Raw genomic sequence first — 13,680 nt, forward strand, 5'->3', positions numbered from 1 at the left:
ATAATTTTACAAATCACATGTAAAGTATTGACAATAAATGAATTTTGATTAAAATTAGACTCAAGTTGATTGACTGTATACGGTGCCGTAATGAAATATTTTCTCAAACATTTAACGTTGCTATACATGGTGGTTGGGCTAGCGCTCACACCGTTACAAGGTGAGGCTGCAAGTAAAAAGCACCGTAAAGCTTCTACAGTCTCTTCTGTAAAGCATAAAGTATCATCCAAATCTTCGCGTGCTAAAGTGCAACGCGTTACCCGCTACAAAGCTTCACGCGTGAATGTGAAGTTACGTAAGTCTTATTCTATTAATCAGGCCTATGCGTATGCGCCTGACAATTACGATGGTATTAGCCCGCTGAATTTAGCTTCAGCCAAAGCATTGGTCATTAATCAGAATACCAATGAAGTGATTTATGCCAAGAATACCAATGCGCCAACGCCGATTGCTTCTGTTACCAAACTGATGACGGCAATGGTGGTATTAGATTCTGGTGCTAATTTACTGGAAGAAGTGGCCGTTACCAATGAGGATGTCGATTACTTAAAAGGCACTTCTTCAAGATTGCCTATTGGTACACGCTTGAGTCGCCATGAGCTGATGCACCTTGCCTTGATTGCTTCTGAGAACCGCGCTGCCTCTGCGCTCGCTTCTACTTACCCAGCGGGTCGCGCACAGTTTATTCGTGACATGAACCAGAAAGCCATGAGCTTGGGCATGGTCAATACACATTTTTCTGACTCAACCGGTTTGGATAGCAGTAATGTCTCTACGGCTGAGGACTTAGCGAAAATGGTCAATGCGGCTTACCATTATGATGAGATTCGTAATATCAGTACGATGTCCTCTTACGATGTGAATTTGTCCAGCCGCTTAGCGCATTTTAACAATACCAATAGTTTGGTACGCAATAGTGATTGGGTGATTGGTCTATCTAAAACTGGATTTATCAACGAGGCAGGGCGCTGTTTGGTCATGCAGGCGCAATTGGCAGGTGAGCCGGTGATTATCGTGCTACTGGATTCTTATGGAAAATATTCCAGAATTGGTGATGCAAACCGTGTGAGAAAATGGATTGAGCATAATACCGAAGCAAAACCTACGCAGGCGCAAGATGCGGATGTGGTGCCCGTGACTTTAGGTCAAACAGCTACTATCTCAACCGATATTAACTAGAGAGATTTATTGGCGGGCGACTTTCATTTAAGTATGGTTGATTAAACTAAGCTAGGGATATCTCTATAAAAAGACCCATAAAAAAACACGCTTAATAGCGTGTTTTTTTATGGGTGAAAGTGATGTGCTAGCGAACAGTTAAGCTGCTGCGCCCGGTTTCTTAGTGGAAAATTTCTTAGTCGCGGTTTTCTTAGCACTGGCTTTTTTTGCGGTTGATTTTTTAGCAGCCCCTGCTTTTATGATTGTTGCAGTTTCTGTTTTGGTGGTTTTAGCCGCCGTTGTTTTCTTAGCCGTCGTCTTTTTGGTACCGGTTTTCTTCGCAGGTGCTTCTTTAGCCGCTTTTTCTGTCAGCAGCGCTAATGCTTCTTCCAAGGTTAACTCTTCTGGTGTAACGCTCTTAGGCAGTGTGGCACGTACTTTGGCATGCTGTACATATGGACCATAACGTCCTGCATATACTTCAATACGCCCCTCTCCACTTGGATGTGGGCCTAAGTCAGCGATAGGTGCAGGGCCAGTGTTGGCCGCTGCAAGCAATGTCACAGCACCGGCTAAATCAATACTAAATACGCTTTCTGATTTTGGAATAGATTTGAATTTGCCATCATGGTTCACGTAAGGGCCAAAGCGACCAATGTTAGCGACAATCTTTTTACCCGTCTCCGGATGTTGTCCTAGATCACGTGGTAATGACAGAAGCATATTGGCAATATCAATATTGACGTTGGCGAGTGGCACCTCTTTAGGAATGCTGACGCGTTTTGGTTTTTTCTTTTCACCTTCGACTGCAACGCCCACTTGTAAATAAGGGCCATAAGGGCCATTCATTAAGTAAATCTCTTTGCCTGATTCAGCATCCGTACCAATAGTCACAGGATCAGAGCCTGCTTGTGCGGCACCATTCATGCTGCGTTTATAATCACATTTCGGTTCTGCGTTGTAGCCGGTACAGCCAATAAATGTACCAAATCGGCTAAGCTGCTTTTGCAACTGTCTGCCACATTTTGGGCAAAGCTCATCAATTAGCTCATTGCCCGGTCTGTCTACATCGGCTTTATTGATGATTTGTTGGTTGAATCCTTGCCAGAATTTATCCATGACCGGAATCCAGTCACGATTGCCTTCGGCAATTTCATCTAGCTCATTTTCTAGTTTGGCCGTAAAGTCGTAATCCACATATTGCGTAAAGTGTTCAGTCAAAAACTTGTTCACCACACGACCCACATCGGTGGGCGTAAAGCGTTTTTTATCCAGCAATACATATTCACGGTCTTGTAATGTGCTGATAATACTGGCGTAAGTGGAAGGGCGGCCTATGCCATACTCTTCAAGCGCTTTCACCAAGCTGGCCTCTGAGTAGCGGGGTGGTGGCTCGGTAAAATGTTGATCGCCATAGATTTTTTCGACGTTGAGTACTTCACCAGTTTCAAGATGCGGTAATTTGGCTTCACTTTCTTCTTCAGCGTCATCGGTGCCTTCCATGTACACCGCAATAAAGCCAGGGAACACTAAGGTTTGGCCAGATGCACGGAATAATGTGGCATCGGTACCCACGGATAGGTCTACGCTCACTGCATCATACTTGGCCTGTGTCATTTGGCATGCCAACGTACGTTTCCAAATCATTTCGTACAATTTGAATTGTTCATCATTCAAGTATTGACGCACACTAGCTGGGCTGCGGAAGATATCAGTGGGGCGAATCGCCTCATGCGCCTCTTGTGCATTTTTGGCTTTGGTTTTGTACATGATGGGCGATTTTGGTAAGTAATCCGCCTCAAAATTTTTCTTCACATAATCACGGATTTGCATCACCGCTTCTGCAGCTAAGCTGAAAGAGTCAGTACGCATATAAGTAATTAAACCTACAGTGCCACTGCCTACATCAATACCCTCATATAGTTGCTGTGCAATACGCATGGCGCGGCTAGTGGTAAAGCCCAATTTGCGCACCGCCTCTTGTTGCAGTGTAGATGTGGTGAAAGGTGCGGCAGGGCTACGGCTACGTTGTTTTTTCTCGACACGGCTGACCGTGGTTTTACCAGCAGAGGCGATGAGTAATTTGCCCACAATATCTGCTTGTTGGTCATGATTGATAACGCTGAACTGCTCGATTTTTTCGCCATTTAGCTGAATCAACTTAGCATTAAAGCGGTGTGCGTGCTTAAGCGCATCCAAGTGAATAGACCAATATTCTTGCGAGGTAAACGCTTCAATTTCTAGCTCGCGCTCCACTATTAAACGCAAGGCTGGACTTTGTACGCGGCCTGCAGATAATCCACGGCGGATTTTTTTCCATAGCAATGGCGATAAATTAAAACCCACCAAATAATCCAATGCACGGCGTGCTTGTTGCGCATTGACCAAGTTCATGGCGATATCGCGTGGATGATCAATCGCATATTTCACGGCCGTTTGTGTGATCTCGTTAAATTCCACACGTTTGAGCAGCTTGTTCTTGAGTAATTTTTTATCTGCCAATATCTCTGCGATATGCCATGAAATGGCTTCCCCTTCGCGGTCCGGGTCGGTTGCCAGGTAGATGCTGTCTGCAACTTTTACCGCTTTGGCAATGGCGTCTACGTGTTTGCTATTTCGGTCGATGATGTCATATTTCATCGCAAATTGTTGTGTAGGATCCACCGCCCCATTTTTTGGAATGAGGTCGCGCACATGGCCATAAGAGGCCAGTACTTCAAAATCGCTGCCTAAGTATTTTTTGAGCGTTTTTGCTTTGGAGGGAGATTCAACAATGAGCAGTTTAGACATTTAAACCTAGGGTGTAAGGGTTGTGGTAGATAATAGCAAGCTAACTGCCGGATAGACAACATCAGGCGGGTATAAAGTCTATAAAAACCAATGAAGCGATAAAAAAATTAATTAAGATTGTATCTTTCTAGCAAATTCAATGCGTTTGCCGTCATCAGTCGCAATGTTTAGGGCAGCGCCTTCGTTGGCAATATCGCCAAATAGCGGGTCTTCGTCCTCTGGCTTGGCTTGGCTCAGGTTTTTAAAATCATACAAATCAAAATCGGTGAGGTGCGATGGCTCTACATTACCAATCGCACGGAAAATATTGTTGATGCGACCAGGTTGCTCACGCTCCCAAAGGTTAAGCATGTCTTTGACTTTTTGGCGTTGTAGATTTTCTTGGCTGCCACATAAATCACAAGGAATAATTGGGAACTCCATTTGGCGTGCATAGCTCGCAATGTCTTTTTCAGCGCAATAAGCGAGCGGGCGAATCACCATAAACTGGCCGCGGTTAGTCGCAAGTTTAGGCGGCATGGCTTTCATTTTTGCACCAAAAAACATATTTAAGAACAGCGTTTCTACAATGTCATCACGGTGATGGCCTAGCGCAATTTTGGTTGCACCCAGCTGCTGCGCAGTGGTATAGATAATGCCGCGACGTAAGCGCGAGCAAAGGCTGCAGGTGGTTTTGCCCTCGGGAATCTTTTCTTTGACGATAGAGTAAGTGTCCGCTTCCACGATGCGGTACTCAACGCCTAGTTTTTCAAAATACGCAGGCAGAATATCTGCTGGAAACCCAGGTTGTTTCTGATCCAAATTCATGGCAATCAGCTTGAAGTTGATCGGTGCGCGCTCTTGCAGTGCTAGCAGAATCATCAACATGGCGTGACTGTCTTTGCCACCGCTCATACAGACCAGCACGGTGTCGCCTTCCTCAATCATGTTGTAATCGCCAATGGCCTTGCCGGTGGCGCTGATGAGGCTGTTGCGTAACTTAATAAAGTTATTGGAGTGGTTGTCTGGTAAGTGTTTAATCATGTGCGCTAATTATTACTGTAGTTACTCATTATAACGTGCGGAGGCGTTAATAGAGCTTTTGAGGGCTATATTTTACGCTGTTGTGGGTGTTTAAAGCTTAACAAGTGCTTGAATTGCCTCAAATATTTAAAAATTAACAATCATTTACTTTTGATTCTGAATAAGCAAGCGTTTAATGGGCAGTTAAATTGCGTAGTAATGATGGTAGGGGTTGGCAATATTCACTCAACGCACGCCATGGGTTTGTGTGGCGACTTTAAGAATAAAAATATTATGGTGAGTTGGAAGGCGTACTTAACACTAGGCGCATTGGCTACTTTATTGATACCGTTCTCGGCTCAGTTTGGTATGCGCGATACCTTGTATTTTACGATTGTTTTCTATAGCTTACTTTGCGCTGGCTGGGGCGTAAACCATTATCAGCCAAAAGTGCGTAGCCCGTGGATCTATTATGTAGTTGCTATCGCATCACAATGTCTTGGTGCGTTGATTCAAGCCAATAGCGACGCGAGCGGTGCATTTGGTACACACATTTCAATTGCGGATGGCTTTCTCTTGCTAGGTCACCTGTGCATGGTTGTTGCGCTTTGGCAATTTGCCAGCAAACGGCATCGAGAATTTCCAAAGTACGGATGCTTCCAAGGCTGGATTTTGGCCACCAGTTTGATTCTGATCGGTTGGCAGTTTCTATTTTTACCTACCATTGTCCGCTACGGATTTTCGATTGATCGCCCGCAGATTTTTAGAATGGTGTACCCCACCCTGTCTTATGTGGAAATTGGCATGTTGCTTTGGGTGTGGATCAGTAGCCATGCCAATCAATCAAAAGCATTTATTTTACTGGTCATGGCGACATTTTTTTTTGCCGCTGGGGAGTCTTTATTTCACGGAACCAGCCATAGCCTAGCTGTGCCCAATGATTTGAATTTAATGCTGTGGTTATTTGCTTATGTCATGTACGGTGCAGTAGCGCTGCACCCGGAAATGAAGCAATTGGCGGTGCCCAAGCGGAGCGAGGAAAGCAGCCATGTCAGCAATGTGCTAAGCCTGTTATTGCCTTTGGTGTTATTGCTCCCGGTCACATTGCTCATTATTTACTTTAAGGCGCTACATCCGGCCACTATTGGCATATTGGGTGGTTTCTTTTTAGTCATTGTGGTTGGCTGGTATCAGCTGAGCACCTCCATGCAAAACATCATCCATGTGAAACGGCAATTAGAACAACAAAATAGAACGGACTACCTCACGGGTATCCCGAATCGTAACCATATGGAACATGTGGTCGGCGCTAGTCTTTATCAGGCAGGTAAGCGCCATTATGGTGAAAACGGATTGCTGTTGATTGATATTGACGGCTTTAAATCGATTAATAATATTTTTGGATTTGGTATAGGAGATGCGATTCTCAAGCACATTGCAAGGCACCTGTACGCTGAGAGTGTGAAGCGCGAGCACCACTTTGCCAGGGTGGATGGTGATGAATTTACACTGCTGATGCTGAATGTAGACAATAGATGTGCGATTGAGGCGCAGGCGTGGCAGATTCATCGCTTGTTGGATGACCCGATTAACATTGATGGCGTGACGGTGAAGGTGACATGTAGCATTGGTGTGTCGATTCACTATGCACTCAAGCAAGCAAACTTTGCCACCATGCTCAAAGAAAGCGAGCGCGCCTTGGTGTGGGCAAAAGAGAATCAGTCCCAAGTGGAGATTTACGATAAACGTAAAGATATTGTTGAAGATAAAAGCTGGGTGTTAACCGAGTTTCGTCATGCGATTGCTGCGCATCAGCTAGAGGTGTTCTACCAGCCTAAAATTCAGGTTGATAGCCAAACCGTGATGGGGGTAGAAGCGCTGATTCGCTGGCATCATCCTGAACGGGGATTGGTCATGCCATGTGTATTTATGCAGCAAATCGAGGCGACAGACCTCATTCATCATCTGTTTACATTGGTGCTCAATGACACCACCAAGCAATGGCCGGCTTGGCAAGCGCAAGGATTGTGTATCAGCATTGCACTGAACGTGACAGCGAGAGATCTGATTAATTTTGATTTGGTCCATGAAATTAAAACAGCGCTTGAACAAAATCACATGCCGGCAAATTATCTAGAAATTGAAATTACTGAATCGAGTGCGCTTTCTGATCCGGCACGTGTCAAACATGTGTTGTCAGGTTTAATGGCATTGGGGATTAAAATCAGTATTGACGACTACGGCACCGGCTATAGCTCCCTGCTGTATTTGCAGCAGCTTCCATTGCATTTTCTTAAAATTGACCAGCAGTTTGTGCGGGAGATGCGCCATGATCAGGCCAGTGCGGCAATAGTGCGATCTACCCTAGAGTTAGCAAAAAATCTCAATATAGAGGTCATTGCCGAAGGGGTGGATGACGTTTGGGTCTATCAGCAACTCAAAGCATTGGGTTGCTATGGTGTGCAGGGGTTTCTATTTTCGCAAGCAGTGGCCGCTGCAAGGGTAGTGGAAGTTGTACAAGTCATTCAGGCTGCAGAGGTTTAAGCGGATGCAGGGATGTTTACAAGTTTAAACTTCGTCCGCCATCCACAGCTAATACGTGGCCGGTGACAAAAGGCGCATCATAAATTAAAAATTTAACGGCTTTGGCAATGTCGCTAGGGTTGCCAATACGTTTTAATAAAGTCTGAGAGATCACGCGCTGCCGATACACTTCATCAAACTGCGGATTATTTTCGGGCCATTGTACTGGGCCAGGTGCGACTGCATTGACGCGCACCTCTGGGCTCAACTCCAAGGCTAATGATTTGGTTAAGGTCACCAACCCTGCCTTGGCTACGCTGTATACCACATAGCCTTTTTTCGGGCGCTCAATGTGCATGTCGGTAATGTTCACAATGGTGCCACCCTGTTTGCGTAACTCCGGCGCTGCTGCTTGTGCAAGAAACATCGGTGCTTTGAGATTGCTACCAATTAAATCCAACCAGTTTTCCTCATTAATCTGACCGATTTCCGTGGCATAGTAACTGGAGGCATTGTTAATCAATACATCTAGCCGGCCAAAATGACGGATAGTCTCACTGACTAGGCTGGAAACAATTGCGGCGTTGAGTAAATCGCCCTGAATAATTGCGGCACTGTTAGGGCGCTGTAGATTAAACTCTGCTTGTAGTGCACGTGCCTCGGCCTGGCTTTGATTGTAGTGAATCATTAACAGCGCACCTTGAGCATGCAGTTCGCGGCAAATGGCTGCGCCAACGCGTTTGGCGCCACCGGTAATCAACACCACTTTGCTTGTTAAATCCACTTGGTTTTCTAAATTAGAATGCACGGTTTACTCACTTCTTAATCACTCACATTATAATAGGGAATGGCTTCTCTACCTATTCCGCCCGCGCAGGCGCAAACACAAAGCGCACAACTGCAATCACGCATTCGCAATACGATCCACGCACAGAATGATTGGATAGATTTTGCTACCTTCATGCACATGGCGTTGTATACACCTAACCTAGGATATTACAGCGGCAGCGCTAAGAAGTTCGGCATTGGTGGAGATTTTGTGACTGCACCGGAAATTTCTCCTTTATTTGCACGTGCACTTGCTAAGCAAGTTGCACAAGTGCTGACAGCTACACAGGGCGATGTACTGGAGTTAGGTGCTGGCACTGGTAAATTAGCAGCCGATTTGCTGCTGGCCTTACATGCGCTACAGGTACTGCCTCAGCGGTATTGTATTCTTGAAGTAAGTGACTACTTGCGTGAGTTGCAGCGTAAAAACTTGCAACTCTGGTTGCCAGAAACGCTGTTCAATCGTGTGGTGTGGTTAGATGCTTTGCCTAATCAAATACGCGGTATGGTAATAGGGAATGAAGTGCTAGATGCGATTCCCGTGCATTTGGTAGGTAAGCAAGCTGGCGTCTTAATAGAGCGCGGCGTCAGTTGGCAAGATGATTTAGGTCAGCAAAGTCACTTGGTTTGGCAAGATCAACCATTAACAATGGGCGCGCTATTTGAAACGGTGACCAAGCTGGATTTTCCCGACAATTACATGACTGAAGTAGCGCCAGCCGCAACGGGTTTGATGCTCAGCATCGCTGATCGATTGGAACATGGTGTCATTTGCTGGGTAGACTACGGTTTTGGTGCACGTGAGTACTATCACCCACAACGCAGTACAGGCACATTGATGTGCCACTACCAGCATTATGCGCATAGCGACCCACTGATTTATTTGGGGTTGCAAGACATTACCGCGCACGTTGATTTTACAGCGATAGCCGAAGCGGCTGTCTCGCGGCAGTTGGCTGTCATGGGTTATGTCAATCAAGCCAATTTTTTAATTAACTGCGGCATATTGGACTTACTTGCCGAAGTTTCTCCCAGTGATATGGCCGCTTATGCGCCGATGGTGTCTGCAGTGCAAAAACTGCTCTCGCCTGCAGAAATGGGAGAGTTATTTAAAGTGATGCTGCTAGGTAAGGGTATGCAGATGCCGTTAATAGGTGCCACACAAGGCGATAAAAGGCACATGCTCTAGTATAATGTGCGCCATGACGCAAACACCCAATATCCCCAACACCCCTGAATCCACAGAAGAACAGGCATCGTATCGCCGCATCCGTAGCTTTGTGCTGCGCCAAGGGCGGCTGACCAAAGGTCAAGAGCGTGCGCTGGAAACAGGCTGGCCAGTTTTTGGCATTGATTACACGCCGCAGCCGCTGGATTTAGCGCAAACGTTTCAACGTGAGCACTCCCCTAAAATTCTAGAGATTGGTTTTGGCATGGGTGAGAGCTCGGCCAAAATTGCACAAACCCTGCCGGAGCGTGATTTTTTGGCCGTAGAGGTGCATACACCTGGCGTGGGGAGTTTGCTTAAACTGATTCAAGAGCAGGCCATTGCTAATATTCGTATCGTGCAACACGATGCAGTTGAAGTGCTACAAAATATGCTGGCTGAGCAAAGCTTGGATGGTGTGCATATCTTTTTTCCAGATCCATGGCATAAAAAGCGCCATCACAAACGCCGCTTAATTCAGGCTGAGTTTGTTAAGCTACTGTGCAGTAAGTTGAAAGTGGGTGCTTACATTCATGTGGCAACAGACTGGCAAGAGTACGCAGAGTGGGTATTGGAAGTGCTAAACGCAGAGCCGATGTTGAAAAACACGGCGGAAAGTTACGCAGAAAAACCTAGTTACCGGCCTTTGACCAAATTTGAAAATCGTGGCATTCGATTAGGCCACGGGGTTTGGGATTTGATTTTCAGACGCATCTGAATTGTCTGAAAAAAACCAGTGCCCCAATACTTTTTCAGCTTCTTCCACGCCCTGTTTTTTCAGGCTGGAGAATAATTGCACGGTGATATTGTCCCCCCAGCCTTCTTTGAGCTCTTTACGCACCTTGTTCAAGGTAAGCGTTGCTTCGCTGCGGGATAATTTGTCTGATTTTGTTAATAGCACATGCACGGGCCTTCCGCTTGGGGAAAACCAATCCAACATTTGACGGTCTAGTGGCGTGAGTGGATGGCGGCTATCCATGACTAGTACTAATCCAGCTAGGCTGCTACGCTCACTTAAATAGCGCGATAATACGCTTTGCCAGTGGTTGCGCATGGCTTCTGGTACTTTGGCATAACCATAGCCGGGTAAATCCACCAAATGCTTATCGTTGCCTAGCGTGAAAAAATTGATCAGTTGTGTGCGGCCAGGTTGCTTACTCACAAACGCCAAACGGTTGTGGTTGGCCAGTGTGTTTAACGCGCTCGATTTTCCTGCATTAGACCGGCCAGCAAATGCCACCTCTATACCACTTGCGGGAGGTAAGTCGCGTAAGTGATGTGCGGAAATAAAAAAAGCAGCGTTTTGAAAAATAGGCATGATAGATAAGCATTGTTTTAAGGCCGAATGCTATCACGAACAAGGGATTTTTGATAAAATATTCAATTAATTAAAACAGTTATGCTATTCAGAATAATCGAGAAAGTTAGCAATGAAAAATTTATTCAAGTTAGGTTGGGTAATCAGTGGGATGTTAGTGGCAGTAATGGCGGTTGCGGCAGAGAAGGCAGCAGTCAAGCCAGAAGCTAAAGCAGAAGCGGTTCCAGTTGCGGTAGAGAAAAAAACAGCAGATCAAATTGTGCAAAACGTATGTGCGGCATGTCATGCGCCAGACGGTAACAGCGTGATTACGTTGAATCCAAAATTAGCGGGTCAGCATCCGGAATACTTATTTAAGCAGTTGAATAACTTTAAAGAAGGTAGCCGTGCTAACGCGGTCATGTCTGGCATGGTGGCTAATTTATCGCCAGAAGATATGCAAAGTTTAGCGCAATACTTCTCTCAACAGACCATTACATTAGCGAAAGCAAAATCGAATGGTAAGGGTTCCTTGGGTGAGAAGATTTACCGTGGTGGTATTGCCAAAACCAATGTGCCAGCCTGTGCGGCTTGTCATGGTGCCAATGGTGCCGGTTTGCCAAAACAGTTTCCACGTCTAGCCAGTCAACATGCAGATTATACTTACCAACAACTGAAAACTTTCCGTACCGGTGAGCGTGCCAATGCGCCGATGATGATGGTCATTGCTGCAAAAATGACAGATGCAGAAATGCAGGCAGTTGCCGATTACATACAAGGCTTGCGTTAATCGGCGCAAAATATAAGGTGGCTACGCCACCTTTATTTTTATAAATACTTTCTATAAACATTTATTCTGTCTTGTAGTCCAATCCAAACTTCATTCGTTAAATTTCTATCTTGAAACCGCCCAATACTATTCCTTCCAAGCTGTATGAGTTGCTAAGTTCTATGCGATTCGCCGTGAGTATGCTCAGCGTACTGGGCATTGCTTCTATCATCGGTACCGTGCTTAAGCAAAATGAGCCGTATGAAAATTACATCATCAAGTTTGGCCAGTTTTGGTTTGAAGCCTTTGAAAAACTAGGTTTATACGATGTCTATCACGCAGCATGGTTTTTGCTGATTCTATTGTTTTTGGTGATTTCCACCAGTCTATGCATTTATCGCAATACACCGCTGATGCTCAAGGAATGGAAAACATACAAAGAACATGCGGCAGAAAAGTCATTACGTGCATTTAGTCATCAAGCCAGTTATGCCGTGCAAGTGTCTACTGAGCAGGTACAAACCAAGCTGGCGGATTATCTGGGCGGGCAAGGCTTTACCTATAAGCTTAAACTGCAAGACAACGGGGATGTGTTGATCGCAGCAAAAGCCGGAACACACCAACGTTTGGGCTATATTTTTACCCATGCCGCCATCGTGATTATTTGTTTTGGCGGGATTTTGGATGGTAACCTGCCGTTCAAAATCCAGGAGATGTTAGGCCATAAAAAGATCGAAGTGCTGGATATCCCGGAAAGCCAAGTGCCGGCAGTCAGTCGCTTGAGTATAAGTAACCCATCCTTTCGCGCAAATATGACGTTGCCGGAAGGCGTGAGTGATGATGTAGCATTTGTGCGTGTACGCGATGGATATTTGGTGCAAGAGCTGCCGTTTCGGGTGGCATTAAAAGATTTTCGTATTGAACACTATGCCACTGGGCAGCCTAAGTCATTTGAGAGTGATATTGTCATTACTGACCCTGAACTCGCAGCGCCATTGGAAAAAACCATTAGCGTCAATCATCCGCTTATCTATAAAGGCATTGCCATCTATCAGTCGGATTTTCAAGATGGTGGATCTGAGCTCAAGTTTAAAGTGTGGGATCTTGCAGCTAATAAGCTGGTGAGCGGGCACATTGATGGTGTGGTAGCTAAAAAAGGCACCTTAGGCACGGGCGACCAAGCGATAGCCGTGGAGTTTAATGAGTTCCGCAAATTTAATATCATGAACTTATCGCCAGATGGTAAAGGCAAGCCGCGCAACGTAGGCCCCAATACTACTTATAAATTGCGTGATCAAAGCGGGCAGGCACGTGAATATGTCACCTATATGCAGCCGCTAAAGTTAGATGGTAAAACCTATTTTGTATCCGGTATGCGTGAAACAGTACAAGAAGATTTCCGTTATTTGCGCATTCCGGCCGACGAAGATTTCAGCATTGATGGGTTTATGCAGTTGCGTCAAGCCATGCGTGACCCAGCCAAACAGTTGGAGATTGCCAGACATTTAAGTAAGCAATCGCCCACTGCTGACCCTAAGTTGCAACAGCAATTTGAGCAAAGTGTGCAACGTTTGCTTAGCACGTTTGCCAGTGGCGGCTTTACCCAGCTATCCCAAGTGATTGAAAAGGCCGTGCCAGAAGCTGAGCGTCAAAAGGCTGCAGATACTTATTTTAAATTGTTGAATGCAAGTGCGTTAGAAGCGTATAACCTTAACCTTGCTGCACAAGGTAAGCCAGCCATGCCATTGAATCCACAGACCTTGGCTTTTTTGCAAGACGCATTGAATGCAATGAATGATTTATTTTATTACGGTACGCCGTATTATTTTCAGTTGGATGATTTTAAGCATAAAGAAGCCAGTGGTTTGCAGCTGACCAAATCTCCCGGTCAAAAATGGGTGTATTTGGGCTCTGCGCTGCTGGTGTTAGGTATTTTTTCGATGTTTTATATACGTGAACGTCGTGTGTGGTTGCTGATCAAAGCCAATACACAAGAGGTATTATTCGCCATGTCTTCGAATCGTAAAAACTTAGACTTCGATCAGGAATTTGATCGTACCCAACAGCAGTTAGGTCAGTTATTGTCTTAATATAGACAAAAGGAAA

Annotated in this window: 10 protein-coding genes; 6 read left to right on the forward strand and 4 right to left on the reverse strand. The window is 45.5% G+C overall.

Features of this window, described 5'->3' with window-relative positions; genetic code table 11:
- Positions 1 to 90 precede the first annotated feature (90 nt).
- On the forward strand, positions 91 to 1,179 hold the full coding sequence (locus tag A3Q3_RS13920) for a serine hydrolase (protein ID WP_051086425.1): 1,089 nt from the start codon (positions 91 to 93) through the stop codon (positions 1,177 to 1,179).
- 138 nt (positions 1,180 to 1,317) lie between these two features.
- On the opposite strand, the gene topA is transcribed toward A3Q3_RS13920, so the two are convergent.
- Both topA and ttcA read right to left on the reverse strand, forming a co-directional pair.
- Positions 1,318 to 3,948, reverse strand: a complete 2,631-nt coding sequence (topA, locus tag A3Q3_RS0110740; RefSeq protein ID WP_020183595.1) for a type I DNA topoisomerase — start codon at positions 3,946 to 3,948, stop codon at positions 1,318 to 1,320.
- Positions 3,949 to 4,059: 111 nt separating this feature from the next.
- Positions 4,060 to 4,971 carry a tRNA 2-thiocytidine(32) synthetase TtcA gene (gene ttcA, locus A3Q3_RS0110745; protein WP_020183596.1) on the reverse strand — a complete coding sequence of 304 codons (912 nt, stop codon included), beginning with the start codon at positions 4,969 to 4,971 and terminating at the stop codon, positions 4,060 to 4,062.
- A 198-nt stretch (positions 4,972 to 5,169) separates the two neighbouring features.
- Here ttcA and A3Q3_RS0110750 point away from each other — a divergent pair, with 198 nt between their 5' ends.
- The gene (locus A3Q3_RS0110750; RefSeq protein WP_020183597.1) at positions 5,170 to 7,494 is read left to right on the forward strand and encodes a bifunctional diguanylate cyclase/phosphodiesterase; all 2,325 of its coding nucleotides are present in this window, start codon (positions 5,170 to 5,172) and stop codon (positions 7,492 to 7,494) included.
- Positions 7,495 to 7,510: 16 nt separating this feature from the next.
- Here A3Q3_RS0110750 and A3Q3_RS0110755 read toward each other — a convergent pair whose 3' ends face one another.
- Entirely contained in the window at positions 7,511 to 8,281 is a 771-nt protein-coding gene (locus A3Q3_RS0110755; protein ID WP_020183598.1) for a pteridine reductase, read from the reverse strand.
- 39 nt (positions 8,282 to 8,320) lie between these two features.
- Here A3Q3_RS0110755 and A3Q3_RS0110760 point away from each other — a divergent pair, with 39 nt between their 5' ends.
- A complete protein-coding gene (locus tag A3Q3_RS0110760; RefSeq protein ID WP_020183599.1) occupies positions 8,321 to 9,490 on the forward strand; it encodes a class I SAM-dependent methyltransferase in 1,170 nt (389 codons plus the stop codon).
- A 13-nt stretch (positions 9,491 to 9,503) separates the two neighbouring features.
- On the forward strand, positions 9,504 to 10,226 hold the full coding sequence (gene trmB, locus A3Q3_RS0110765) for a tRNA (guanosine(46)-N7)-methyltransferase TrmB (RefSeq protein WP_088178164.1): 723 nt from the start codon (positions 9,504 to 9,506) through the stop codon (positions 10,224 to 10,226).
- Here trmB and yihA read toward each other — a convergent pair.
- Entirely contained in the window at positions 10,185 to 10,826 is a 642-nt protein-coding gene (yihA, locus tag A3Q3_RS0110770; RefSeq protein WP_020183601.1) for a ribosome biogenesis GTP-binding protein YihA/YsxC, read from the reverse strand. The two genes, trmB and yihA, sit on opposite strands and share 42 nt — an antisense overlap.
- A gap of 112 nt (positions 10,827 to 10,938) precedes the next feature.
- Here yihA and A3Q3_RS0110775 point away from each other — a divergent pair, with 112 nt between their 5' ends.
- Together A3Q3_RS0110775 and A3Q3_RS0110780 are read left to right on the forward strand one after the other, a co-directional pair.
- Positions 10,939 to 11,595 carry a cytochrome c gene (locus tag A3Q3_RS0110775; RefSeq protein ID WP_020183602.1) on the forward strand — a complete coding sequence of 219 codons (657 nt, stop codon included), beginning with the start codon at positions 10,939 to 10,941 and terminating at the stop codon, positions 11,593 to 11,595.
- A 161-nt stretch (positions 11,596 to 11,756) separates the two neighbouring features.
- Complete coding sequence (locus A3Q3_RS0110780; RefSeq protein WP_026361882.1) at positions 11,757 to 13,664, forward strand: cytochrome c biogenesis protein ResB; 1,908 nt, start codon at positions 11,757 to 11,759, stop codon at positions 13,662 to 13,664.
- Positions 13,665 to 13,680 lie beyond the last annotated feature (16 nt).

It is taken from the genome of Methylotenera sp. 1P/1, from assembly GCF_000384355.1.
Taxonomy (GTDB): Bacteria; Pseudomonadota; Gammaproteobacteria; order Burkholderiales; family Methylophilaceae; genus Methylophilus.